We start from the raw sequence: 26,366 nt of genomic DNA on the forward strand, positions 1-26,366 counted from the left end.
CTCTTGTACCAACTGCTCATCAAGAAGGCCAATGTTGTCCTCAGCCATGTAATAATAATACAAGTCATTGAGAAAGCTTTCGCTGGTGATGTGGTGCTCAACCGCAAACAGAGCCTTAACATAGGTCTCGTAACTCTGCTTCATAAAAGCCTGCAAGACTTGCCTCATCTCATCAACCGTGGCTTGGCGACCTGATAAGATTTCCACCAAATCAGCTTGACCATCACCATCTGAATCAGGGCTCAATGGATTAGTGCCAAGAGCCATTTCTTGAGCATCTGTCAGACCATCCAGGTCACTATCTTGAGTATAAATGGTTTGTCTAGGCATGTTCCGCCTCACTTTCTAACTGATTTTTCTTGCGAGAAAGCCCATAAGCTAAGCCAAGCATGAGGCCACCACCAATCAAGCCAAACAAGGAAGAAGTTTCACCAGTTTCGGGCAAACGTGGCCCTGGTACCTGAGGAGTTGGTGGCGTTTGTACTGGTGGGGTAGGAACATCCTGTTTAGGTGGTGTCACACTTGGTGGTTCAACTGGTTCAGGTGTTGTGGTTCGGACGGTATTAGAGCTAATGGCCACACCATTGACCGTATGCACAAAGGTGTTTTCTACCTCACCTGCCGCAATCCGTTTCACCTGAAGGTAAACATCCGCCTGGAAAGTGGATTGGTCTGAAATAGAGGTCAAGAACCCTTGGTCAAAATGAATGGCAACCTGCCCAGACTGGGTATCAACTGTTTGAAGTGTGTGTCGTGTCACTTCGGTTCCAGCTTTTAAGATAGTTCCATCTGTCAAGGTCACATCGACTGTCACAAAATCCTTATAGACCCCATCATACTGGTCATGAGCTTCATCATAGTCGTCTGAAAAACTGTAATCCGTCAGAGCCGTTGCTCGATCTGCTGGAATAAGGGCACCTGTTAAGCGGTAATTAAAGACTTGGCCCAAAGCAACTTCCTTGCCGTCAAGGCTCTGGTCATTGTTGGTCAAATCAATAACCACATCTTTTTTAGGGTCAAGTTTAGGCACGTTATTGACCACCGTCTCGGTCACATAGGCTAGACCAAAATCGAGTTGATAGGCGGTATTGGTATACTCACCACCTGCCTTGTGGAAATCAGCCTTAATGGTCATGGGATTGGTCATCACAATAGTCAGACCGTTCTTGACATAGGTCTCATAAAAGCTAGTTGGATCATCTGCCGAAAAGACTTGGATAGCTCCATTTGGCTTAAAACCTTTTGAAGCCATGGCCTCCTGAACAGCTTGTGGTGCTTCAGTCAAGTTTGAATAGGTCTTAACCGTCAGTCCCTTGACTGATTGACCATTGCTATCAAACATCTGAATGCCTTCCAGGTTCAATTCCAAGGCTTCTTCAGGGTAGTCGTCCACCATGTAGAATCCTTTGGCAATTTGGTCTTTGGTGACGACCATGCCTTTGTAGGCACTATAATCCATGACAACCTTATAGTAGTTGACCGTCCCTGGTAGGACAGACTTGCCATCAATGGTAACCCCTTTATCATTGATATTGGATTTTTTAGGGGTGACAATCGGGATAAAGTTGGAGACTTCCTCCGTCTCATAAGCCTGGCCAAAATCAACCTGGTAAGCCTTGTTGGTATAGGTCTGACCTGAATTGTAAAGACTGGATTTGACCGTCATCGGGTCAATAATGGTCAAGGATTGACCAGTCTTGACATAGATGTCATAGAAAACTTGGTTATCTTTGGGACGAAAGACTTGGAAAGCACCAGTCGGACGAATCTGTTTAGCAGACAAAACCTGTCGCAATGCTTCTGGAGCTTGGTCAAGACTAGAGTAAGTCTCAACCAACAGGTCTGAAACAACCTTGCCTGACGCCGTTACCACTTGAACGGCTGCGGTATCAATATCCAGAGCTTCTTCTGGATAATCGTCCACAAAGTAAAATCCTTTGGCAATCGCCTCATGAGTTGCCTCGATTCCCTTATACTGGTCTAAATCCCAAGACAAGGTATAGAAATTAGTTGAACCAACCAGCATGGCCTGACCGTTAATATCGACCTTATCTGCATTCAGATTTTTCTTGACAGGCACAGGGCTCACCAAGGTATTGGTCACTTCCTTAGTCGCATACCCATTGCCAAAATCAATCTGATAGGCTTTGTTGGTGTAGGAAAGTTTCTTACCGGTCAGGTCCGCTCGAACGGTCATCGGACTGGTCACAAGAAGACTTGTACCAGCTTGGACATAAGTGTCATAAAAGGCTTGATTATCCTCTGGGACAATAACTTGAAAGGCCCCTTTAGGGCTAATCTTGGCATGGGTCAGCTGGTCTTGAAGGGACTGTGGGGCTTGTGAAATATCGGTATAGGTGGTTGCAGCAAATCCTGTCAAGACCTGACCTGTCAAATCCGTTACCACTACTGCCTTGTCATCCGTTGTGAGGGCTTCTTCAGGGAAATCGTCCAACAGGAAGAACCCCTTAGCAATCGTCTCCTGAGAAGACTTGTCTCCCTTGTATTGGTCCAAGTCCCAGGTCAAGGTATAGTGATTGACCGTACCAGCTAGAACAACCTTGTCATTGATGATAACCCCATCACTATTCTTGTTTTCCTTGTCAGGTCGGATCAGCGTGGTTGTCGTCCCATCACCCGGTGTTGTCACCGTCACGGGATTTGAGGTCACGGTATAGGCAGTTGGTGTCCCTTGGTTAATATGGAGCTTGTAGGTATTGGTATAGGTTGCACCATCATTAACCACCGTACCATAAAGTACAGGGGCAGTCAGATGATAAGATTGAGACAAGTTCTTATTCACCTCAGCCAAGAGGTTATCCTTGGCACTAAGACGAACTACATGATTGGCCGAATCGTATGTCACCTCATATAGGCTATTATTCGTAGCAGTCAGGTCCTCATCAAGGACATAGCCTCTTGGAAGATTGTCCTCAAAGACCAAACTTGTCGTTGTCACACGATTAGGAGATAGGTCTTCAATCACCAAGGGGTAGTTGACTGGTGAACTCTTAGCCACCTGGTGCTTATCAATCGCTTGCTTATCACTATTGGTCACTTCCTTATGAATCATTGGTGTTGTCGTTAGGTTGTAACCGTGATAAGCCACGGTAGGAACAGCTGGTGGTTCTGGCAGTTTTTCATAAACTGGCTTAGTCGGTGGAGTTACCTTAACAAGAGTTAACTTAGGTTGTTCTACCAGTGTCGTTGGTTTAGGAGTGAAGCTAACCTCTGGTTCTGGTGTAAAAGTCTTAGGTGTAAAGACATCAGGTGTCACCTTAATCGGATCAGGAAGAGGCTCCAAATTCACCTTAACTGGTGCTTTAGGAGTATAGGGGGTTACTGTTCGAGCAACGGGTAGGGTATTTAGGGCAAACCAATAGGTTTTACCCCCAACTTGAGTTGGCATATCACCTTGTCCAAAAGTCACTCGGTAGGTATTACCAGAGGTAACAGTAGAGACGATTGCCCCCTTGTAGGCATAGCGACTGGAGGTGGTGTCCCACTCTTCAGGTGTTCCAATCTCATGGGCTCGGTTTGACCCTAAAGACCGTGCCAAGCCCTCATTAGTAACTTGAATAGTAGAACCGTTAATGGTTACGAATTTACCTGACGTGTTTTTTACGTATTCCAGACCGATATTGTTATGGTTAAGTGATGAATGAGTGAACACGCCTGGTTGGTCCTTAGAAAAGGTCACTCGGCTACCATCAGAAAGGGTGTAGGTAGCTGCAACTTCAAATTCCATTCGGTCTGTCCGCCAGTCTCCTGTCCCATCACCGCGATAGGCGATAAAGCCTTCTGTTGGGTCATTGGGAACCACCAAGCGAACACTATTAGTACCCGTTGGTGAGACTAAATTGGTGATGTCATATTGGACACCTGTGATTTTCTTTCCTGCAAAGCTGGCGTTTTGAAGATTTTGATAGGTAAACCGCAAGGTTTCACCCGTCTGGAACTGGTCATAGACAAAGAATCCTGTTGAATCAAGGATGCTGCTATAACCTCCCAACATTGGGTCTCCAGTCGGAATGGTGCTATCTGGTTGACGAGTGACAGCTGAATGCCTTGCCTGGGGTTCACCTGAGTTCAGATTGAGTGCTTGAGCAAGTGCTTCAGAAATATAGCCCTCCTCACCACGTTGAATCTCTGCCAGTTCTCGCTCATAGCGGGCTCGCTCCGCAAGGTTATAGGCCTCAATATCCCGATTTTGTGCAGCGACTTGGTCCTCCTTGGCTTTATTGCGTGCTGTAATGGCTACAATCTCAGCTTGACGGTCACTTGCTTGCTTTTCTTTATCCCGGTTAGAAGCATCTACCGCTGCTTGACCGCGACGGTTTTCTTCATCAATAGCGGCCTGACCGTCTTGGTTTCGCTTAGCGATAGCTGCATTATCAGCCTCTGCCTTAGCAAGTCCAGCTGCATTGTCTGCTTCAATTTGCTTATTTTGGGCAAGTTGTTTATCAGCTTCAATTTTTTTCACGACATAACCATCAATAGCCAATTGGTTTTGGCGGTCCAGGTCTGTCACAACTGCCACATAGTCCCGATAAGCCACGGGTGATGTCCCATCTCCTGATGTGACCTTCTTTTCTGTTACCGTAAGATCCACATCATTAAACCGTTTGTTTAGGTCCGCTTCTTTTTCGTCAACCGAATGATTGAGGGCAGTCGCTACTTTTTCCGCCTCTATATGGGAGGATTTCAATGCTTCATTTTCACCATTGATTCGGTTTGTTTCTTTAAGGTGCTCTGCCTTATCCTCACGGTATTGGCTAGTAACATTCTGAATGGTTTCCACCTGTTTATCCTGGTCAGTTATGGCAAGCTGGAGAGCTTCAGTCGTAGCCTCAGAACTCGTGGTTGTTCCTAAGTCTAAAGCCTCTTCTTCCACAACTGTCACGCCTTCTGCTTGGGCAACTGATACCGCTTGTTCCAGCGAGGATTGGTCAATAGTGACTGGCATAACACCCTGAGCTTGGCCTGTCTCCGCAAGGCTAGACTGATGGCCAGAGGTGTCTTCTGGTTTAGCTTCTGGTAGATTGGTAGCAGAATTATCTGTAAGAACCACTTCTGGTGTTGTGGAAGCGGTCAGTTCATCTGCTTTGACCAAAGGACCACCTAAAGCGATGATTGCGGTCGCTACGGTTCCCAAAGCAACCGAACACAAGGTACGGTACTTCTTGCTTTTACGAAAAACGTGTTTCTCACCCTTTTCTTGGGTAACAATTGGCTTGACATGAATTGGTAATGTCATGATAGTCTCCTTTATTCTTAGAATGGTCTCATCATAACAGGACTATCTTGACTTTTTTATCACGTCAAAAAAGCCCGCAGCATAAAGCTACGGGCTACTTCTTTGTATTCAACAATATGCTAACAAATATGTTTTTTGTTAGCATATCGTTTCCAAAAGTTTAGACCTTAGTCTACCTTCTCCATGACTTCAAAAACAATGGATACCGAATCTTCAAATGCAATCTCTCTGGCATAAGTAAACTGCAACTGATACTTGTTCCACAAGTCCTTTTGGTAATTAGAATTTACAATTGAAGTAACTTGCTCTTTCCAGGACTTCAAAAATTCTAAAGTACCTCGCCTGCGACACGTATTCTCCAAGGCTTGCTTCAAAAGTGAAAAATCTAATTGGTTATACTTCATGTGATAAAGAGTATAGAGGTCATAGCGATCACGAGGTCTCGTAGACACTTCACCTCGACTGATAACCGTTTCCAACTTCTCAGCTAAAATGGTTTCTAAATTATAACTCATCACCTCAATAGCTTCATCTGAAAAAGCTGAGGTAAGTCGTAATTCAATCGCCTCTGGTGTGATCTCATCGCCTGTTGTGAAGTCAATAAAAACAACCTCTCTTAATGGTCCGTAAGTCGCATTTAATTTAAGGGAATAACCGCCATAGCGATCTTCCTTGCGAATAGGTTCCAAGCGGTCTATCTCGAACTGAAAACCATCTGAGGTTTGATTCAAAATTTCCTCAAAAACAGTTAAGAGATAGGTTTCAGATAATGGGGCCCCTTTTAAGGTCATATCAAGGTCCATCGTTGTTCTCTTATCAATTCCTAAGAGATGACCAATCAGAAACCCTCCCTTCACAATAAATTGGTGCTGGTAAGAGCTTTGAGCGATAAGACGTAGAACCTGTTCAATCAAATACGTCTGTTGTACCTGCTGGGCAGGTATTCCTTTATCCTTAGCAATCTGCTTGATTTTAGCCTTAAAACTGTTGGCATTGGTAAATTTCATGTTAACACCTCAATATAGGATTGTAGTCGTTGCTCTACTTTGAACAGTTTCGCATAGTCAACTAATTTTTTCAGATTGACAGAATCACTCGCCATGTAACGCTTAAAGGCTGGTGCAATAATCTGAACGTCCATTTTATAAATAGGTCTCAGGCATTCCACGAGGCTTCGCTCCTGGTCATATACTCTAATCAGTTGTCCAGGCTGTCTTACGATTTCTGTAACACCAACTTCATAATTTGACCTAACCACAATAGCCTTAATACCAGCGTCACGGACTCCTCGTGTATTTGTCCCAAAGGGAAAGGTCATGGTAGGCTCAAATGGAACGGTTAACGATAAACCGTGTAACCATAAGGCCATGTCTAAAGAAAAAATACCTTTTGGAAACCGATACTGTAAACTATAATACTCGTCAATATAGGTATCCGGCAGACGATAAATTCCCCGTTCATCAGTCTCCAATATCCCTTCAGAGACTAATTGGTTGACTGCTTTGTAGGATAAATTTCCTTGTTTAATGTCTCGAAAGGTAATAAAACCATCCGTCAGACCAATTGATTCAATCACAGCAACAGACACCTCCTAAAAAACTATATGCTAACACTTTATATAAATGTTAGCATATCGTTCCCTATTTGTCAATTTACTTCACCGTATAAGCAAAACTCATGGCTGCGTCAGGTCCACTAATCTTGCGGAAGGTGTAGTTTGGGTTGCCATTAATATTAGTCTCTGAAATGAGAAAAGACCCATCTGGATAAACCTTCTCCACAAAAGAAACATGTCCATACTCGGCAGGTGTGCCGTGACTGCCACCCGCAAAGGAAATAATTGCTCCTGCACGAGGGGTTGAACCTGTTTCCCCACCAAGAGCTGCCGCTGACCTGACCCAATCTTGTCCATTCCCCATGACAGAGGTAATAGAAATTTTCTCACCATTTCTGCCTTTGAGTTTAAGGCCAAGTTGGTTGATTCGGGCTGCGACACCCCAGGTACATTGACCAAAAGCATAACCCATACCGTCACCACCACCTGGGACTGAGTTGTCATAAAGGTCACCTTTGACTGCTTCTAGGGCAGCTGGATCACTCTGAGCTGTCCCGCCATTTGGTTGGCTAAAGCCTTTTTCAATCTGATAATGCCATTCTGTCGCACGGGTTTGACGCTCGACCAGTTTATCGCCACTATTGCCCTCCCAATAGATGAGAAAATCTTGAGCCAAACTAGCTGGACTACCAGTTTGCCCAAAGAACCCTTTCAACCAATTGGTATAGTAGGGATTATCCCCATGAAGCATAAAATCTAACTGGAGCTCTAAATCATACCAGGGTTTTCCTTTTGTCTTGGCATACTCTAATAGTAGGGTATGTCTGCGAGAGCCATCTGCTGTATCCGTCCATTGCCCTAAACCAAGGCCGCGGTGAATAATATTTGGATAGCCACCATTGTATATTGCAGGTCCACCAAGTGATAACCAAGCAGGGTCGTCCCAAGAGGTTTCTGTTGCACCAACTGGTGGTGAAAGATAGTCTCCTTCTGCTCGTTTGGGGTTGATTCCTGATTCAACTGACCAGTTGCCTAAAATCGCTGCGATTGCTTGATTGGTAGCACCCTTAGCTTTCAGGTAAGTATAAATGGCCTTGGCACGTTCAAATTCATCACCTCCAAATTGACCGATATGAGGTAAAATGGTCGTCTGGACTTGGACAACTTTTGGAAAATAGAAGGCTGGATTGACCGAGACTAAGAACTTTTCATCAGGGTCATATTTTTGATAGGAGACTTTTAGACCTGAACCGTCATTGGTCTGGCCAATAATCTCACCCGTGGATACCTTCTGCCCAGTTGCCAACCTCCCCGTGTGAATGCCATAAAGCCGTAGCTTGACCTGACTGGCTTTCTTACCTGCTTCAATTATCACATCATCACCATCAACTTCAACTGTCCCATCTAAAGGAGCCACAATCACTTGTTCACTTGGAGCCTCAAGAATGATAAAGTCCTGTAAAGTAGGTTGACCGTCCAAATGGTAATAGCCATAGCGGTAGGACATGGAAAGACTATCGTCTTCTGATTGGCCATCAAAAGGGTTTTCTAATTCCTGTAAACTGGCATAAATGCCATCTTCTGATAATTCCTTGAGGTCCTCTTTTTGGTCCTCTGATAATTTGTAGGGAGGTTGGTCAATCAGGTCAGACATAGCCTTTAAGCTAGAGCCTCCATTTAAGTCCTCCCACAAGTTAGAGAGGTAATCCTTAACCGTTAGGCTCGTGCCTGATTCCGTCGGCCCCCGGCCCAAATCATTGATTGGCACCAAACCTCCAACAGGTGAGGATAAGGTATAATCTTGAAACTGGACATTCATATAAGCCATGACTTCATCCACTTTCGTGTAATAGGTAATCCCCTTGTCATTGGTTTTGGTATGTGTGGCATCCTCCCAAGTCACATGGGTATAGGCCTTGGTCAATTCAAACTCGTCCTGTTGGATAAGGCTCTGACTGGCAAACCCTAAAAAGAATGCCATCATCAACAAAAGAAAACCCAAAATCCCTGAAACAAGCCAGGTCATCGGATTTGACACCACGGTAATGACAGCCTTGGTCAGACTTGAAACAACTGCCTTTACCATCTTAACCCTCGCTTTTAGGCTATGGGCTCGGCGAACAGCCTGTTTCTTGAAGCGACTTATAAGGTCTTGGTTCTTCTTGTCTAAGGTCCAGCCCTTTCCTGCTCTCAGGTTTCTATACCGTTGCCTGGTGTTTCCTAGCCGCCTGATGACAAACCGATGACTAGCCTGACCTGTTCTCATCAGAACCTTACCTGATTGCATCGTCGCTTTACCGTATCGCCTGACCTGATAGCTGGTGTCAATCAAGTCTTTGGCTCCAGCCAAGTCGTCATCTTGAGCTAGTAGCTGAAGGCTATCTTGGACCAACAAATGCCCCAGGTACTTGGGGAGTTTACTTGGTGCCTTAGAGGCCTTAGCCCGTTTAAGTGTCTGATACTCCTCCCTAGCTTGAAACACTTCTTTTTCTGCTTGTAGCTGGTCTAGGGACTTGTCTTTCTGATAGAAAAATCTGCCAACCTTAGAGCGGGTTTCTCCTTGTGCTGATTGCTTCCGAACATCTTGTTTTCGCTGCTCCGTCACCATTTTGAAGTGCCTACGAGCCTGTTTGTGCCTTCTCTTTGCTTGAGGAAAACGATGTTCCCTTAACTCTTTTGAGGTTAGGTCATAGGGGTTAGCCGCTGATAGAACGTCCTCAAACTGATTTTGTGTTTCCCTTTGGTGGTCTGACCACTCTGACATAGCTTTCTGGATTGCCTCCTGATAAGAGACCTGATGGGGAGTTGCCGCCACCTTTTTGAGCTTTGGGAAATGGCTGAGGAGGACCGCCCGTCTACCGCTTACCTTTTTCAGTTCACGCTTAGCCTCTTGCCGTTTGAGCCGATAGGTCTTACGACCCGCCTTTAGGTTTGTTTTCTTCTCCTTGCGTGCTCGCTTCAATTCTTTCTTGCTCACTACCACATCAACCGCCTCCTTTAGAACCAGCCATCTTATCAGGGTCGGTGCTCATGAGGTCAAAGAGCTTGGTGTTGCTTGGAATCCGGTTCTTGAAGGGCACTACGGTATGACCTGCCTTAATGAGACCAGCCCCTCGCTCTGGATTGACCAGGTACTTCTCTAACTCCTTGGAAAGGCCAAGGAGATGGACTAATTCTTCTCGGTCATTCTTGGCTTGTTTGAGAAGAATCATGAACTCACTATTGGCTAGAATCCGTCTGCCATTAGCATCCAAAAGCAAGGTCTCCACGTTTTGGGTAATGCCTGTCGGAATAGCCCCATACTTACGCACACGGCTCCACAATTTGAAGAAGAAATTTGACGCGTACTGATCCAGCAACAAGAGCTGCATTTCATCAAAATAAATCCAGGTGGTCTTACCCAATTGCTGGTTTTTTACCACCCGATTCCAGATTTGTTCAAAGACAACCATGAGGGCAATGGGCTTTAGGGCTTCTCCCAATTTTTTAACGTTATAGACCACAAAGTTACTATCTGGAGCACTATTGGTCCGATGGGCGAACATATCCAAGGAGCCTTTGACATACAACTCCATATCAAGGGCTAAATTCTTAGCCTCTTGTTCGGGCTGGTAAGCCAAGACAAATACCCATTCTTCCAAGGTCGGCTCTTGGAAATGTTGGTAAGTCAAACGGGTCACTCGGTCGATGATTGACTTCTCCCGACCATCAATTGGTCGGTCAAGAAGTTTACCAATCCATGACAACAGGAATTCAGATTTGAGTTTTACTGGATCATCATCAAAGCCATGACTAGATAAATCAAGCACATTCAGATAGGTCTGACTGTCAGGGGCAATGACAATGGTTTCGCCACCAAAGGCTTGGCCAATGAGGCTATACTCGTTCTCAGGGTCAACCACGATGATTTCGGTGTTGAGGTCCCCCTCTCTAAGTTTGGTGGTTAGAATCTCATGCTTGGTTGCCATGCCCTTACCAGACCCTGACGTCCCAAGGATTAGTCCTGATGGTGTGTTTAGGGTCTTTCTGTCAATGGTGATGATATTGTTTGAAATCTGATTCAAGCCATAATACTTCCCACCCCTATCCTGTAAATCAACAGAGGTCCAGGGAGACTGAACGGCAATATTTGAGGTTAAGAGGCTCCGTGAGACACCTTTTAAGAAGTTTTTCCCTAGAGGCAAAAGGGTGTTAAAGGCTACCTCCTGCATATAAGGCAAGGTATCAATAATCAAGTCATGTGAACCTGAAATTTGTTTCATGTCATCAAGAGCTTCCTTGAGTTGGTCAGGGCTCTCCGCCCAGAGGCCAATCAAAAAGACTGTTTCAAAAAGTTTGTCCCCGGTCTGGTTCATGGTCTTTAGGAGGTCATCTGCTTCATCAATAGTCGTCTCCAAGACATGGCCAACCTTGTCCAAGTAAATGCCAGACCGAGCCATTTTTTGTTGTTCCCCAATCTTTTGGGATTCCATGAGGGTTTTCTTGGTTCTGACCTTGGTGACAGCCTCCGACTTGGTAGCACCTTTGGCGTGTAAACTGATGATCAACTCACGGTCTGCCTGCATGAGGTCTCTGATAAAGCCATCTCCTAACTCGGTTCCATAATCCCTGACATAGACAATTTGGAGGAATCGGTCATCCACTCCGATATAGTCCTTATGCTTGAAATTCATGCTTTGAGGGGCAATAAAGTGTTTGGTCGATAGACCAGAAAGGGTCATCTCATCATAGGAGAAGGTCAGGTGGTCATCACCTCTAAGCATATCCGCCAAGAGATTGACCCGTTCAGCTCCCTCTAGGAAACTAAAGCTGGCATCAATCTCTGAAAATCCACTTTTGACATACTCTCCTAGTTGTGAGAGGCTACGATGGGCTAATTTGGGCGATTTCTCCGCCTTACCAAAGGTCAAGAGTTTTATGGCTGTAAAGTTATTCTCCCCTGCCTCCAAGTTCTGGTTCATGGTCTGATTGAGTTCTTCTCGGTAGAGGTCGTAGCCATCCCCTTTTAAGGCATAAAGGACACCCTGGCGGAATTTTTCAAGGTTAATCTTACGATTGAAGAGGGTCAGTTGAAATTGGGTACGGTCATCTAGGGCATTGATTAGGTCTGAATACTTATCAACGATTGCCGCTTTATCATCAAGCCCAACTGTCTGATAGTTGACATCACCTAAGAGATAGGACTGTGAGTAATCATCTGGTGTAACTTGCATAAGGCCATTTTCAAAAAGGCTCTGGTAGGCAATGGTATTCACCGTTGTTGGTAGAAGTTCTTGTCTGAGAGCTTTCTTTTTATCCTTATTGGAAGGCTTTGATTGTGGTTTCGTCCAAGGTTTTTTTAGAAGGGACATGGGTTCTTTTCTCCTTTTGGTGTAATGTTCTGATTGGCACGGTTAAGGCAAACCGTAAGCGATAAGTCAAATAATGTTCAAAGGCCAAATCGTTTGGACGATAGACCCCAAAAAGTAAGAGGGGAAGCGTGACGGTCAAGGTAAAACCATAGACAAACCAGTCCCCAAACTGCCAATAAACCAGGTTCAAACCCAGCACTAATACAGTCAACACGAGGGCAGGAAAGACAAAAATGACTTGCCTCGTTGTAAAACCTAGCCAGGCCCTGTGTTGGTATTTTGAAATGTCCTTAAAGACACGAGTGTTCATAAAAATCCTCCTTGATAAAAACGGAGCAGGTGACCTACTCCGTTAGTTAATGTTATGGTCGCATTCACGTCTTACATGCCTAAGATACTTCTAGCTGTCCGCTGTGACCCAACCAAGGCAATAATCAGTAAGATGGCTTGAATAAGACCACCAAACATGATCGCTAAGGCTTGTCCAGATCCTGCTCCACCTGAAACGGCAATCTTACCAGCTGATTCAAATAGTGGGGTCAAGGAGACAATCAAGAAAATCATAATCCCCTGAATCCCATAAACCATAATGTTCTTGAGGTAGCCAATACCGACACCTCGCCAGTCATCACTCAAAAAGGTTGGAAGGGTAAGAGGGGCAAAGGGCACCATGAGGTAGAGCTGGATAAAGCGAATGGTCACCATCAGATTCACCATCGCTGCACTCACCATTCTGACTAACCAAATCAGGAGGGCAAAGAAGGCAATAATCATCTTACCAACCACACCTGACCCTTTTAGGCCTGACAAGGTATCATAGGTGGCTCCCCCTTCAGAAACAAGGCTGGCAATCTGGGTGAGAGCATGAGAGGCTAGACCAAGTATAGCCTCAACAATCACCGTGGTATTGGCCATCACTACCCCAACCATGATGTAACTGACAATCATCGGAGCAATGGCTTCAAAGGTCATGGCCCCGCCTGAATTGGCGATTTTCTTAGCCATCTTAGAAAATTCTAGAATCATCACCACCGCTAGAATCGCAACACCAATGGGTTGCATGATGTTCTTAGTGATAGCGGTCATGTAAGACCAGACCGTGGGGTTATACTCGGCCAAGGACTTGACCAAGTCCGCTGTTGATTCTAGGTCCACCGAAAAGCCTTCAAATAGACTATCTGAGTTCACCTTCTCAGACGTCAAAAAGACCAGGTGGGGCAAAAGTAGTTCCTTCATCACATCTTCTCTTCTCCTTCTTAAATGGTAATCTGGGTCACAAAGGCCCCAGCAGCACCAACCATAACGCCACCGACAATTTCTAGGATAGCGTTACGCACACCAGGACCTCCGTCCTTGATATTGGTTGAGAGGTTGATAATGCCCATGACGACAAGAAAGGCTCCGACCGCAATCAAGCCTTTTTGAAGCAAGGCCATGGCCTGAGAAAACATGGAGCTGGCATCAACCCCATAGTAAAATCCGTTGATTTGTTTTAACATAAAAAATCCTCTTTTCTAATGGTTAAGCTGACCTCATCAAATCAGTTTCCAGACCAAGGTCTCTGATATGGTGTCCGGTCAAATCTAGTTGTTCTGGTTGGTTGGGGAACCCCTCAAGGTCCCACCACCACTCATCTCCCTCCTGGTCAGCTAGGAACTTCCAGTTGGGGTGTTGGGTTGGGTCAAATTTCTTGCCCTTAAACACAGGCATATTGGCAATGCGGACCAGGCATTCATCACGGCTCATTCGACCGACTTCATCAGGTGTCATAAGATCACGAGCAATTTTCTGATGAGACAGAGAGCCTGAACCTGTTTGTCCAAAAGAACGGCTAGTGGTTCTGACATCAATGGTCTGTTTGCCAAGAAGGCCACTCATGAACTTAAAGGTTTCTTCATCGTTCCCACCCAAGTAGAGCAAACTGTCACAGTTACCTAGAATGGTTTTCCAGGCCTCTTTTTCCTTGTAGTTGCCCTGAAGTTGGGCAATGTTTTGAAGGATTGGCACAAGGCTAATGTTTCGAGAGCGGACTGTTGAGGTCAACTCTGCAAAATCAGGAATCTCACCGACATTGGCAAACTCGTCTAAGTAGCTCCTGACATGAATAGGCAGTTTTCCCTTAAAGTCCACATCAGCCTGACGGGTTAAGGTTGAAAAGACCGTTGAGAAAAAGAGGGCCGATAAAAACCTGAAGGTTGAATCATTGTCAGGAATCACCAGATAAACCATGGTCTTTTGGGTCCCCCAGTTTTTCATCTCTAAGGTGTCAATTTTGGTCAAGTCAATGACCGATTGAATGTTAAAGAGGGCAAACTTGGCGGTGGTTACGGCAATCACACTATCAAGGGTCTTATCCTTATAGTTCTGAAAGTCAGCCCAATTTCGCATGGTGAAATTCTCTGTGCCATATCGTTTAGCGTATCGCTCAAACATGACCTCAAGGACACTTTTCTCAGCCTGGTCAGCTTTAGCCAGGAGCTTGATGAGCTTTGAAATCTCAGGGAATGACGGGTAGCGGCCGCGTCGCCGCCTTGCCTCCAAGTCCTGTTTCTCTTGGAGGTAGAGGCGGTCCCGCACTGCCTGAGATAACCTACTTTCCTCTATCAGCTCTTCTCTAGTCTTAGGTGGGTTATAGAAATCCACCAGGTAAGAGGCAAGAGCCCTGACCAAAGTCATCGAAGCCTCGTCCCAAAAAGGGTCACTACGAGAACCAGTCCCACGGGTATTGTTAAAATACACCGTCAGCATTCTGTTCAAATCATTTTCATTGTCCAGGTAGCGAAAAGGGTTGAATCCGTCTGTATTGGTCAGGTTTACCAGGTCCAAAATCTTAATTTGGTAGCCCTCTTTCAGAAAGAACTTACCCGTCTTTTGTGGCAAATGGTCCTTCGGGTCAACGACAATATTAGAGCAGTTAGCCTGAATCAGATTGGGTTTCACAAACCGAAAGGTCTTACCACTCCCTGAACCCCCGATGACAACCAAATTCTTGTTTCGGTCATATCTAGGCGACTTCTTTTCAAGAAGGGTCACCCGTAAGCCTCTCCCAAGAATCATGTCCATAAAAGGGTTCTTACTAGAAAATGGTTTCAGTTCCCTAGACAAACCAAATCTAGCTGAGCCGTACTCTTCTCCTTCACGGTAAACCTTAGCTCCCGTTGAGGCATAGAGATAGATTAGCCAGCTAGTTACCAGTCCAAGCAAGAACCATAGACTAGACCTAGCTGTAAAAGAAAGATTCACGGGGTTCTTTATCAGCTCTTCTTGCCCATTTATGACAAGGTAAGCCCAACGCTCAACTACTGGTAAATTGGTCAGCTGATCATAGAGCAGGCTCATGCGGTGACAGACATAGCCCAGAGCCAGTCCTAACATGGCAAAGACTATCTGTTTGGGACGATTGGTCATGTCAGTTCCACCTCCTTCAACTTGACGGCTGATGGTTCTACCAATGGCACTTGGGCTTTGGCCAGAGCGATTTCTTCATCAAGGGTTTTATCACTCACCAGACCTTTTAGCTTTTCTGGATCGCTGGTCAGCTCCTTCATGAGCTTGTCCAGGTGCTGGTCCAAGAGTGACCGGTCCTTGGTGTAAAAATAGAGGTAGTCCTCCTGCCAAGCTAAAGCTAAAGGAAGGTCCTCACGATTAAGGAGCTCCTTCAACTTTTCAAGGTCTATGGGTTTGTCAAGTAGGTCTGAAGTCACCTGTATCGTATCAATCGAAAAGGGTGTTTTGACCAATTCCGCCAAGGTCTGCGGACCAATCTTGTAGGCTGTCTCTTGACGTTGAGCCTGTCTAGCAGACCACTCTAGCAGTCGCATTAGGCCTCTAATCGTTAAAAGGCTTGTCCGCTCAAGGTAGCTAAAGGCCTGACGTTCCTGTTGTTCACTAGACATCATATCCTCCTTTCAATCCTTATTCTGTCCTTATCCTAGCTGAGAAGAGTTGATAGTTTTATCACACCAACTGAGTTAAACCCAAAACAAAGATATTCCAAAGCGTATGAAGACCTATCGCCATTTTTAGACCTGCCTGATGCCTGACTGTGCCAAGCACCAACCCCATTGAGGCATAGAGGATAAAACTGGTAAAACTATCGAGTTGATGAGCCAAAGCAAAGCCCATTGAAGTCACCACAACTTTTGAGATCAGTCCAGGCAGCACCTCCCATAGTAGCCCTCGATAAACCAATTCCTCTACCAGACTGGCATTAATTAAAAATAGGACAATGGTGGGAACTGGAAGCTGTTCAAACACTTGTAGTAAGGCTTCTTGGTTGCTTGAAGAGACGGCACTTATCAAAGAAACTAGGTAGGACACCAGTAACAGAACTAAAAATCCTGTTCCCAACCATATCAAGGATTTTGACCTTGCACTTCCTTCCTGTTTTTTTCGATAAACCAGGATGATTAAACTACCTAGATAAGCTAGTTGAAAGACAGTCACCCCCACTAAACCAATTAGTCCCATCACATAGGCTGATACTATTGCGGCATTGAGGTATTGGTAAAGGAAAAGTGCTAGTAAGGCACCATACCTAACGACGGAAAAGGTCTTCATAGTCCACCTCCAGTACCGCTACAATCTTTTCCACCCACTTGGTTTGAGGCATTTGACCAGCAGACTTATAGTGCCTGATTTTCTGGTAAAGGCGGTTAAACTCGCTGGGGTATTTGTAGTTTCCTACAAACATTTTTCGGGTTAGATCTGCCCAAGTCATCTCTTTTTCAGCCAAAAGTAAGGCCACATTTTCCCAAAACAATTCAGCCATAACCGTCCTCCTAAACCCTCAGTAGGGGCAAGACCAAGTCTCGGGACAAGAGCTTTAGGTTTCTTGGGAGGAAGGTTCTCAATTCCTCTTGACTGACATTAGGGTAGATTTGTCCCTTAGCAAGGATAAGGGGCAAGCGAAGGTTTCTACTAGGTTTTCTTAAGACCAAGTGAACCAATTCATTGAACCTCATCTCCTCATGACGCTTAAGAGAAAGCAGATGAGGTGATAAAAACTCGAAACAATCTGTGGCAGATGTCATTAACTCCACGACATGGCAACGCTCAATCTGGTCACAAGTGACACAGTCGTAGGTCAGTCCATAGCGTTCCAAAGTTTCGATAACCTGCCGATTGCGAGCTTGGTTTGTGCTCAGAAACAGTTTCATAATGTGGCCTCCTTCTTGTTTTCTAAATCTGGCTGATGTAATCTTGATAAAACAGGGGTAAAAACAACTCGTTTCCCCTCTTGGTCAAAGGCCTTGAACAAGACTTGTTCCTTAATGATGTCGTGTTTTCCTTTGTAGGAATAGCCTTGCCCATAGGCGATAAAAGCCAAGTCTCCTTCATCTGTCAGAAAGGCATCCACACCATTTTTGATGTCTCGTGCCAGCACGAGATTAAAAACCTCATGAAGGGTCGTTGACAACTCAACTGGTTGATATTTTTGTTTGTGGTAGTCATCTAAGTAACGTGTCTCTACGTCACAAGTCCAATCATCAAGGTTGATAATAGCTTCAATCACTCGTTCTAGTTCAGCATGATGAATTTCTTCTTCCAGTTCATCACAAGATAAAATACTACGGCTTGTTAGTTGTTTCATGGTCATTTTCCTCCAATTCTTTAAGGTATTTAGCAATAGTCGCAATGACAGGAATTGATACACTGTTACCAGCCTGCTTATAGAGCTGGCTCTTGCTTGAAATCACCTCTGCTCGGTCGAATGCCCAATCTGGAAAGCCTTGTAGGCGAAAACACTCTCTTGGTGTGAGCTTGCGAATCCTCAAACGATAAAGTTTATCTCCCACCAAAAATCCTGTCACCTCAAACCATTTGTCCTTGCGGTATTCCAGGGCTGCGATAACGACACCTTGTTGGGAGCTTGTCGTTAGGGTATTGGCGATTTGTTTGCCTACCCGTCCACGTTTAGAGTTGGACTTGGGATAGGACAGGTTGACCGAATCCCCTACTTCCGCCTTGGCATAGCCTTGCTTGGTCGCCTCACGGATTTTTAAGTGTGACGCTTCGTGACGTAACAAGACTTTTGGAATCTTATCCCCACCCTGCATGGTGGTGAGGGTCGGGGAAAGACCTTCTGTATGATAAACTCGTCCTGCTTGATCAAAGCTAGTCGGCAAATTTCCAGCCAATAGTACCCCATGCCTGTCTTGAGCCGTTAGGGTAAACATGGGGTCTTGATTATCCTTGAATCGTCTGCCGTTTTGGCGTTTCTCTAATCTGTCTGGTGTTAAGACTGGAATGGCAATCTTTGTCCCCTCCCCCTTGTTTACGGTTAAGGTTGGCGATAATCCAGTTGCCAGATAGACCTCCCCACTCATGCCCCGACCTGATGGATTAACATTACCTAGTCGGTCAAGATGAGCTGGGCTACCTTGTCCTCGGAGAGGAAATACTGGTCGGAAACCTCGCTTTCGAGAATGTCCGATAAGAAAGACCCGCTCCCTGTTTTGGGGAAGGCCAAAATCTTTACTGTTAAGCACCTGCCATTCGACATGATACCCCAGTTCATCCAGTGTGGTGAGGATTGTGGCGAACGTCCGTCCCTGGTCGTGACTGAGTAACCCCTTGACGTTCTCAAAAAATAGATAAGGTGGTTGGATTTCCTTGGCACATCGAGCAAGCTCAAAGAAGAGAGTCCCTCTAGTGTCCTCAAATCCCAATCGTCTGCCTGCGAGAGAAAAGGCCTGGCAAGGAAAACCCCCACAGAGGACGTCCACTTGTCCTCGGAGACGCCTGAGTTGGTCGTCGGTGATTTGGGTAATGTCATGGTATTCTAATTCTCCTTCTGTGTTGTGAATGGCCTGATAAGACCGTCTAGCGAATTTATCAATTTCGCAATAGCCAATGCAGGTATGCCCTTGACTTTCCATCCCTAAGCGAAAGCCGCCAATCCCTGCAAAGCAATCAAAAAAGTTCATCTATTTTTCCTTTCAGGTATCAAAAAAGACCTTACTTCTCGTAAAGCCTTGGTTAGATATGGTCCCCCATCTCTGGAGCATTGATAATCTCAACCACCAAACTGATTATTGACACAATAAAAATGCCTAGTGCAAGTTTCCACCACATGGTTCTCACCTCCTTTCCTGTTCCTGTCGGCGTTCCTTATTCCACTCTGCCAGAATCCCATTAAAGACATACTCAGCTATGACTCCTGCCGTTCGAGCAAACCTCATGTTGTCCAAAGCATACTGATACTTGGTCTCAAAATGCCTCATGACAAATTCTGCTGATGCTTGTGTAAACCCTTCTCGTCTAAATTGGTCGTGAACCAGTCCCCAAATGTAGTCTTTATCGTAAGGACTCGTTTTTTCAACCTTGCGAGTAAGCCCAATATCCTCCTCGTCCTCTGAAAGAAATTCAGTCTCACTCCTATTAGTCTCACTATCTTCAGTCTCACTAGTGGCTGAAATTAAGACGGGGCCCGTATGTTTTTGAGACTGGCCCCGTGTTTTTTTAACACCATCCCCGTCTGAATTTAAGACGGGGGTCGGTTCATGTTCCAACTCACCCAGATAAATCTTGTTTGCGAGCCGTCCTTTTTCACCTGATGACTGTTGGACTTCCTCAATCAAACCATAGTCTCGCAGTGATTTCTTAATAGATAAAAGTTTTGACTTTGAACAGCCTAAAAGTTCCATCAATTTTGAGTTAGAATAAATCAAGTAGATAAAGCCCTGCTCATCTATCCAGCCTCTACTCAAAGACAACTCCAGTCGATCTTTCAAAACGGCATAGGCAACTTTGACCTCCAGCTTCATGTCCTTGTATCGATCACTCTCAAATAAGAGCTTTGGAAGTTTGTAATACCTCTCTGATGTCTGATATTGGTTTGCACTAATGCGTTTCATGATTGTCCTCCAACAATTTGATTTCTAGTTGACCCCCTGTTTTGACGCTAACCAGGCCACTCATTTCTAATTCTTTCAGTACTTCTGTCGCTATTGGTAGTGTTACTTCCCATCGTAAGCATGAGAAAGCCAACGACACCAAGGCGAGTTGATTCTGCAAGTTCCACGATTTTCCTCCTTTTAAAATAAAAAAGGCAAGAACACTCTAAACTGTTCTTGCCTAAACAATAATATATTCTCAATATCCTAATTATACTTCAAAAATTACTGTTTTTGAGTCACCAAAAAAGTCACCAAATTTTACTTACTATTGCTTATTATTGCTCAATTATCAAATACCACTTACTAAACCAAATAATTTTAATAGAAAGTAAAAACCCTTATAAATCAAGGGCTTAAAGGCATTTTATTCTCTAAAACAATTCAATTTTTATCCACGAATAATTAAGCTGACCATTCAACCATTGAATAGTAGCCATATGTTTTCCTCTTACATTCTGATGTTTAGTAATAGTATACCATGATTTGATGAGAAAGAAAAATCCACCTCTTGGGAGATGGATTTGTGAAGGTCTTACAAAGCTCCAACAATGGCATGTGGTCGATAGAGTTCATCGAGATAGGTCATATCATCTTTTGTCAAGTGAACCTCAAATGCCCCCATGAAATCGTCTAAATACTGCTCTTTGGTCACACCAACGATGGGAGAGTGAATGCCTTTATTCCACAGCCAAGCCAGTGCAATCTGCGAACGACTGACCTGATACCGATTTGCTAGCTCTGTCAGGCCTACACATTTGCCATATCAAAAAGTTAATCCCTAAGTCCAAAGCTTTTTTGATCATCCGACGGCTCTTCTCTTCTGACAATAGGCAACCTGAGTGGATACTTTTGTCGGTATCGCCAAAGCTCATATAGCCCAAGCAGAGCACCGTATAAAGTGACTTCAACATTAGGATAATTGACTTCCTATATCGATCGTGGGATGACAATCCCCATGGCGGTAATCAAGACAGCCCACATCATGGCAGGTGGATAAATGGTTAAGGACAAGAGGAGCCCAATTATTTTTATAGCAATATCCAACATGCCTGCACGGTCTAAAATATTAAATCCTTGACCATTACTAATAGCAGGATTGAGAAGCTCTAATTCACGATACATCCAAACATTGCAAGCCGTGACCAATAAAATCACCATGCCATAGAAGGCTTGAGCAACAGAGGTATGAAAATGAACAGCGACAAGACTAGTTGTATAGGGGAAAAAGGAGGAGAAAAAGAGCAAGACTAAGGCATTCCAAACCAAACGATTATTGATCTTATCTACCTGATCCCATGCCCTATGCAAGTTCACCCACATGGTGCCTAACCAGAAAAAAGAGATCGTGTAGGCAAAAAAGCTCGTTCGCAATTCCCAGAGTGCCTGCCAAGTCATCTCTTGTGGTCGCTCCAATTCTAAAACTAAGATCGTCATAATAATCGCTAAAACAGCATCCGTAAAGGCTACTAAACGTTCTTTGGACATTTCAGGCATATTCTACTCCTCATCCTTCAGTTAAACACCTAAAAAACGAAAATATTGTTTTGTCAAAAGGTGGATGGATTCTATTATATCTCAATCAAGCTCTTTTGAAGGTGGATGGCATTCTCTACTTTATCATAACCTATGACTGGTTATTTGTCAAAAATCTATAAACAACCAAGCATAAAAACTTCTCACCGACAATAGATTAGAATGATTTCCCGACAAAACCAGCTAGCAATTCAACCGTTGAAGCTTCACGATGGTCTGCAAATACCGTTGTATCGGTATTGAGCGCCTTGATAGCTGCCATGTCATCACTTGATAATTCAAAATCAAAGATGTCAAAGTTTTGGCGGACACGCTCTGGATTAGCTGATTTGGATAAACTCACAATACCACGTTGCAATTGCCAGCGAAGCATAACTTGTGCGGTTGTCTTACCATATTGGTTGGCAATCTCTGTCAAAACCGGGTTGCTAAACACATCAAATTTGCCTTCTGCAAAGGCGCCCCAACTCTCTGTTATAATGCCTTTTTCTTTTTCATAGGCCACTTGCTCTTCTTTTTGATGAAAAACATGAAGTTCAATTTGATTAACAGCAGGTGTTATGTCATTAAATAAAGCCAAGTTAGCTAATTGATCTTCCTTAAAGTTAGACACGCCAATAGCACGGATTTTTCCTTCTTTATGAAGCTCTTCTAAGGCACGCCAAGCGCCAAAAGTATCTCCAATCGGTTGGTGTAGCAAATAAAGATCCACGTAGTCTAGATCTAATTTTGCCAAAGAATCAGCAAAGGCCTTTTTAGCGCCCTCATAACTCATGTCTGAAATCCAAAGTTTGGTCGTGACAAAGATATCCTCACGTGGAATGCCAGACGCCTTAATGGCACGACCAACGGCTGCTTCGTTGCCATAGGATTGGGCAGTGTCTATTAGGCGATAGCCCGTTTTTAAGGCTTCTTCGACGACTGCTTGAGTAGTGGCATCATCTTGAATTTGAAAAACACCAAAACCAACCATAGGCATTTGAATACCATTATTTAATGTGACATATTGCATAATAATCACTCACTTTCTTTTTGATAATGTAATTTTAACAGAACTCTTTTGAGTTGCACAGAACCATATGTTTATGGTAGTATACATATAACGTATGCTAAAGAAACGCCCACGGAGGAAGGACTTACAATGACCTATACCGAAAATCGTCTTCTTGAAATCCTAGTTTTATTTGCTAAGCTAGGTAGTCTATCCGCTACTGCAGAAGCTCTTCTCTTAACTCAACCAACTATTACCCGTAGCATGCAAAGACTTGAGGAAGAGTTGGCTGTTCAACTCTTTATCCGCACACCGAATCGCCTAGAATTAACCGAAACAGGAAAATTAGCGGCTCAAAAAGCGGAAGTATTACTAAAAGAGCATAAACAATTTGTTAAAGAACTGCGTCAATTTGAGCAAGAACAACACCAGGTAGTACTCTCTTCCACTGCTCCTGGTCCCATTTATCTGTTTCAAGAGAACGAATCACTTCGAGCCACTATGGATGAGACGATTATTGCTCAAAGTCAAGTTGAGGAGGCCTTGCTTTCCCACCGTTTCTCTCTTGTTTTCACCACTGAAGAACTGTTTACCGATCAGATTGAATCCCTCTATATCGGGGAGGAGATCCTCTCCGTCCATCTAGATGCCAAAATGGTCGCTGCAGACATTGAAACAACAACTTTTAGAACTTTAGCTAACACAAGCTTTTTAACCATGTCTGGCCTAGGTGAGTGGGCAGATGTTGTCCGCGAGGAAATTCCCAACGGAAAATTTCTCAGTCAGGACAGTAGAGAAACCTTTCATGAAATTTTGCAACATTCAAACCTAGCTTACTTCTCAACCAACCTCTCTGGACATTCGATTAAGAATAACAATCGCAAAATGCTTTTGATTACCGATGAACGAGCTAGCCTTCCATTTTATATGACCTACCTCATTTCAGAAAAGGAGCGACTAACACCACTGATGGAGACACTTAAGGATCTCTGGCCAAAATGACTAAAAATACTTAGTCAACGTCAAAATAGGACATCCCTTGTGATTTTAAGTCAATCACAGGAGATGCCCTATTGTACTGTTTAACTTAATTTATTATCCAGTCACTCCAATACTCTCCACAAACCGCATAAAGCCTGCCTGCCCTGCCTCGTCACTCTTGTAGACGCCTGCGTCTTCCAGTACACGAGCAAAGACTTGTCCAACAGCTTCTTGGACGATGGTAGTGACCGTATCGGCCGTCAGATCTGGGTGTGTCGCCTTGATCCGGTCTGCCCAATCTTTATGATAGTCTGCTAGCTGATTGTCCTGACCAAGCAGGTACTTCTCAACTTCTGCTAGTTCTTCTTTCAATCGTGGAGGTAAAATCGCCAAGCCCATGACCTCAATGAGACCGATATTTTCTTTTTTGATGTGCTGGACATCCTTGTGGGGGTGGTAGACCCCGTCTGGGTGGTCATCTGAGGTATGATTGTCACGCAGGACAAGGTCTAGCTCAAACAGTTGCCCACGCCGTCTCGCAATCGGTGTCACCGTGTGATGTGGTTCATCGCCTGTTTTAGCAATAATATCTAAGTCTGGATCAGAATAACCTGACCAAGCCAGTCGAATCTTATCCGCCAAGTCCACCAAGCGTGTCTTGTCTGCTCCTGTCAAGCGCAGCACCGACATCGGCCACTTGACAATACCAGCTGTGATGTCTTCATATCCTGCAAAGGTAAATTGATGATCCAGCTCTGCCATTTCCATAGGAAAGGTATGACGACCACCCTGATAGTGGTTGTGGGTCAGGATAGAACCGCCTACGATGGGCAGGTCGGCATTGGAGCCTGCAAAGTAGCCTGGAAAAATCTCCACCAACTCCAAGAGCTGCTCAAAGGTGGTGCGACTGATGACCATAGGCACATGCTCAGTGTTGAGAAAGATGCAGTGCTCATTGAAATAGGCATAGGGCGAGTACTGAAATCCCCACTGCTCCTCCCCCAAATCTACGCGAATAATCCGGTGATTGGCACGAGCCGGGTGGTCAAGGCGACCTTGATACCCCTCATTTTCCATAGCCAGCTGATCCAGCGGGTAGCTGGACTGCTTGAGGAGTTTCGCCGCAGCAATCGCTTTAGGGTCCTTCTCGGGCTTGGATAGGTTGATGGTGATTTGCAAGTTCCCATAGTCCGTCGGCGTCTCAAAGGCGATGTTTTTGGCAATGGCATCCAGCTTGATATAGTCATTTTTCTGGGACAGATCGTAGAAGTCTGCAACGGCCTGCTCTGGCTGCTCCGCATATATTGTCCAAAAGCGTTCATTAACCACACTTGGTGGCGGTGTGATGACATTCATCAGCTCCGCACCAAGGCAATCTCGCTCTTCAAAAAGCGCGCCGCAACGGCCATTTTCAACAGCTAAAGCCACCAATTCATCCTTGAGATCAATCAGATCTGTGGCAGCTGTTTCGCGGTCAGCCCCTTCTTCTCCGACAAGCGCAAGAACCCGATTGACCAAATAAATGCTGTCCATCTTTGTGTAGACAGAATGAGGACTCTCAACGACCTGCTCTACAAAAGTTTTAATGAGTTTTGACATAGCTTACTTCCTTGATAGGACACGGCTGCCGCCAGCGATTTCTGCCATGTAGAATGACGGAGCATAGCCAACAATCTCGGTGTAGGTACGACCCACATTTTCCGTAAAGGCATCCACCTTATCCTTAGCAACAATGGCAATGCCGCAGCCACCAAAGCCAGCTCCTGTCATGCGAGCCCCAAGCACGCCCTCTTGCTCCCAAGCGGTATGAGCCAACGTATCTAGCTCTAGCCCCGTTACCTCATAATCATGCTCCAAGGAGACGTGGGACGCGTTGACCAGACGGCCAAATTCTTCCAGTTTGCCCGCTTGGAGAGCCTCTAAAGCACGAAGCGTGCGCTCGTTTTCAGACACTGCGTGGCGAGCCCGTTTGATGCGGTTGGCATCTTTGATGAGGTAGGCATATTGGTCAAACTCCGTACTAGTCAACTCACCAAGAGTCTGGATGTTCAAGACAGCATTGAGTTCCTCAACAGCTCTTTCGCACTCCGCACGGCGTTCGTTGTACTTGGAATCCGCTAATTCACGGCGTTTGTTGGTATTCATGATAACGATGACGTGGTCACCCAAGTCCAGTGGCACCAGCTCATAATCCAAGGTATTGGTATCCAAGTAAATGGCGCGATTATCCGCTCCCATCCCGATGGCAAACTGGTCCATGATACCAGAATTCACTCCGATAAACTCATTTTCGGTTTTCTTACCGATTTTGACCAAATCCAGACGGTCTAGCTTGAGACCATAGAGCTCTTCAGCAATGATGCCAATCAAAAGCTCCAGCGAAGCGGATGAGGACAGCCCTGCACCGTTTGGAATAGTACCATAGACAAAGGCTTCAAAACCTGTCTCAATCACATGCCCGGCTTCTTGCAAAAATTTAATAACACCTTTGACATAATTGGTCCAGTTGTCTGCCTTGTCGAACGTCAGGTTGTCCAAATCAATCTCAATAATGCCAAGATGATCAAAATTGGCAGAATAGAGACGGATTTTACGGTCATCTCGCTTGCGAGCTGCCCCGTAAGTTCCCAAAGTAATCGCCGCAGGAAAAACATGCCCACCATTGTAATCCGTATGCTCACCAATCAGGTTAATCCGTCCTGGTGAAAAAAAGGTTGCATCTGCTTCTGTGAAAAAGATGTCTGTGAATTGTTGATTTAGTTCTATAGTGTTCATCGTGAGGCTCCTTTTGTTTATT

20 protein-coding genes and 3 pseudogenes are annotated in these 26,366 nt (G+C 44.9%); 1 reads left to right on the forward strand and 22 read right to left on the reverse strand.

Annotation, left to right across the window (positions count from 1 at the left end; all coding sequences use genetic code 11):
- Positions 1 to 168: 168 nt before the first annotated feature.
- The 20 genes and pseudogenes from A3GW_RS11305 to A3GW_RS0100205 all read right to left on the reverse strand — a co-directional run.
- Positions 169 to 330: pseudogene (locus tag A3GW_RS11305) on the reverse strand (calcium-binding protein); the annotation flags it as partial.
- A complete protein-coding gene (locus A3GW_RS0100095; protein ID WP_018367280.1) occupies positions 323 to 5,257 on the reverse strand; it encodes an SspB-related isopeptide-forming adhesin in 4,935 nt (1,644 codons plus the stop codon). The pseudogene A3GW_RS11305 and the gene A3GW_RS0100095, both read right to left, overlap by 8 nt.
- A 167-nt stretch (positions 5,258 to 5,424) precedes the next feature.
- Positions 5,425 to 6,264: a nucleotidyl transferase AbiEii/AbiGii toxin family protein gene (locus A3GW_RS0100100; RefSeq protein ID WP_018367281.1), complete on the reverse strand. Its 840-nt coding sequence runs from the start codon at positions 6,262 to 6,264 to the stop codon at positions 5,425 to 5,427.
- On the reverse strand, positions 6,261 to 6,833 hold the full coding sequence (locus A3GW_RS0100105) for a type IV toxin-antitoxin system AbiEi family antitoxin domain-containing protein (RefSeq protein ID WP_026216513.1): 573 nt from the start codon (positions 6,831 to 6,833) through the stop codon (positions 6,261 to 6,263). The genes A3GW_RS0100100 and A3GW_RS0100105 overlap by 4 nt, the downstream gene beginning before the upstream one ends.
- A gap of 76 nt (positions 6,834 to 6,909) precedes the next feature.
- Entirely contained in the window at positions 6,910 to 9,795 is a 2,886-nt protein-coding gene (locus A3GW_RS0100110; RefSeq protein WP_018367283.1) for a phage tail tip lysozyme, read from the reverse strand.
- Position 9,796: 1 nt separating this feature from the next.
- Complete coding sequence (locus A3GW_RS0100115; RefSeq protein ID WP_018367284.1) at positions 9,797 to 12,163, reverse strand: VirB4-like conjugal transfer ATPase, CD1110 family; 2,367 nt, start codon at positions 12,161 to 12,163, stop codon at positions 9,797 to 9,799.
- Positions 12,111 to 12,473: a PrgI family protein gene (locus tag A3GW_RS0100120; protein ID WP_018367285.1), complete on the reverse strand. Its 363-nt coding sequence runs from the start codon at positions 12,471 to 12,473 to the stop codon at positions 12,111 to 12,113. Before A3GW_RS0100120 ends, A3GW_RS0100115 begins: the two co-directional genes overlap by 53 nt.
- Positions 12,474 to 12,544: 71 nt before the next feature.
- Positions 12,545 to 13,399, reverse strand: coding sequence for a VirB6/TrbL-like conjugal transfer protein, CD1112 family (locus A3GW_RS0100125; protein ID WP_018367286.1), 855 nt, complete (start codon positions 13,397 to 13,399; stop codon positions 12,545 to 12,547).
- A gap of 20 nt (positions 13,400 to 13,419) precedes the next feature.
- Positions 13,420 to 13,662 carry a hypothetical protein gene (locus A3GW_RS0100130; RefSeq protein WP_018367287.1) on the reverse strand — a complete coding sequence of 81 codons (243 nt, stop codon included), beginning with the start codon at positions 13,660 to 13,662 and terminating at the stop codon, positions 13,420 to 13,422.
- Positions 13,663 to 13,684: 22 nt separating this feature from the next.
- The gene (locus A3GW_RS0100135; RefSeq protein ID WP_018367288.1) at positions 13,685 to 15,571 is read right to left on the reverse strand and encodes a VirD4-like conjugal transfer protein, CD1115 family; all 1,887 of its coding nucleotides are present in this window, start codon (positions 15,569 to 15,571) and stop codon (positions 13,685 to 13,687) included.
- Entirely contained in the window at positions 15,568 to 16,059 is a 492-nt protein-coding gene (locus tag A3GW_RS0100140; protein WP_018367289.1) for a hypothetical protein, read from the reverse strand. The genes A3GW_RS0100135 and A3GW_RS0100140 overlap by 4 nt, the downstream gene beginning before the upstream one ends.
- 61 nt (positions 16,060 to 16,120) lie before the next feature.
- Positions 16,121 to 16,723: a CPBP family intramembrane glutamic endopeptidase gene (locus A3GW_RS0100145; protein ID WP_018367290.1), complete on the reverse strand. Its 603-nt coding sequence runs from the start codon at positions 16,721 to 16,723 to the stop codon at positions 16,121 to 16,123.
- Positions 16,701 to 16,934 carry a hypothetical protein gene (locus A3GW_RS0100150; protein ID WP_018367291.1) on the reverse strand — a complete coding sequence of 78 codons (234 nt, stop codon included), beginning with the start codon at positions 16,932 to 16,934 and terminating at the stop codon, positions 16,701 to 16,703. The genes A3GW_RS0100145 and A3GW_RS0100150 overlap by 23 nt, the downstream gene beginning before the upstream one ends.
- A 10-nt stretch (positions 16,935 to 16,944) precedes the next feature.
- Positions 16,945 to 17,322 (reverse strand): hypothetical protein, encoded by a 378-nt coding sequence (locus A3GW_RS0100155; protein ID WP_018367292.1) that lies wholly within the window; start codon positions 17,320 to 17,322, stop codon positions 16,945 to 16,947.
- Complete coding sequence (locus A3GW_RS0100160; RefSeq protein WP_018367293.1) at positions 17,319 to 17,756, reverse strand: hypothetical protein; 438 nt, start codon at positions 17,754 to 17,756, stop codon at positions 17,319 to 17,321. The genes A3GW_RS0100155 and A3GW_RS0100160 overlap by 4 nt, the downstream gene beginning before the upstream one ends.
- The gene (dcm, locus tag A3GW_RS10545) at positions 17,734 to 19,092 is read right to left on the reverse strand and encodes a DNA (cytosine-5-)-methyltransferase (RefSeq protein ID WP_018367294.1); all 1,359 of its coding nucleotides are present in this window, start codon (positions 19,090 to 19,092) and stop codon (positions 17,734 to 17,736) included. The genes A3GW_RS0100160 and dcm overlap by 23 nt, the downstream gene beginning before the upstream one ends.
- 152 nt (positions 19,093 to 19,244) lie before the next feature.
- Positions 19,245 to 20,022 (reverse strand): annotated as a pseudogene (locus A3GW_RS0100185) (replication initiator protein A); the annotation flags it as partial.
- Positions 20,023 to 20,596: 574 nt separating this feature from the next.
- A pseudogene (locus tag A3GW_RS11310) lies at positions 20,597 to 20,797 on the reverse strand (aldo/keto reductase); the annotation flags it as partial.
- 194 nt (positions 20,798 to 20,991) lie between these two features.
- On the reverse strand, positions 20,992 to 21,549 hold the full coding sequence (locus tag A3GW_RS0100200) for a TMEM175 family protein (protein WP_026216516.1): 558 nt from the start codon (positions 21,547 to 21,549) through the stop codon (positions 20,992 to 20,994).
- A gap of 205 nt (positions 21,550 to 21,754) precedes the next feature.
- Positions 21,755 to 22,609: an aldo/keto reductase gene (locus tag A3GW_RS0100205; RefSeq protein ID WP_018367300.1), complete on the reverse strand. Its 855-nt coding sequence runs from the start codon at positions 22,607 to 22,609 to the stop codon at positions 21,755 to 21,757.
- Positions 22,610 to 22,738: 129 nt separating this feature from the next.
- Between A3GW_RS0100205 and A3GW_RS0100210 the strand changes: the two genes are divergently transcribed.
- Complete coding sequence (locus A3GW_RS0100210) at positions 22,739 to 23,590, forward strand: LysR family transcriptional regulator (RefSeq protein WP_018367301.1); 852 nt, start codon at positions 22,739 to 22,741, stop codon at positions 23,588 to 23,590.
- 93 nt (positions 23,591 to 23,683) lie between these two features.
- Here A3GW_RS0100210 and galT read toward each other — a convergent pair whose 3' ends face one another.
- Together galT and A3GW_RS0100220 are read right to left on the reverse strand one after the other, a co-directional pair.
- The gene (galT, locus tag A3GW_RS0100215; protein WP_018367302.1) at positions 23,684 to 25,168 is read right to left on the reverse strand and encodes a UDP-glucose--hexose-1-phosphate uridylyltransferase; all 1,485 of its coding nucleotides are present in this window, start codon (positions 25,166 to 25,168) and stop codon (positions 23,684 to 23,686) included.
- A 3-nt stretch (positions 25,169 to 25,171) separates the two neighbouring features.
- Complete coding sequence (locus tag A3GW_RS0100220; RefSeq protein WP_018367303.1) at positions 25,172 to 26,344, reverse strand: galactokinase; 1,173 nt, start codon at positions 26,342 to 26,344, stop codon at positions 25,172 to 25,174.
- Between the last annotated feature and the right edge of the window lie 22 nt (positions 26,345 to 26,366).

Source organism: Streptococcus entericus DSM 14446 (genome assembly GCF_000380025.1).
Taxonomy (GTDB): domain Bacteria; phylum Bacillota; class Bacilli; order Lactobacillales; family Streptococcaceae; genus Streptococcus; species Streptococcus entericus.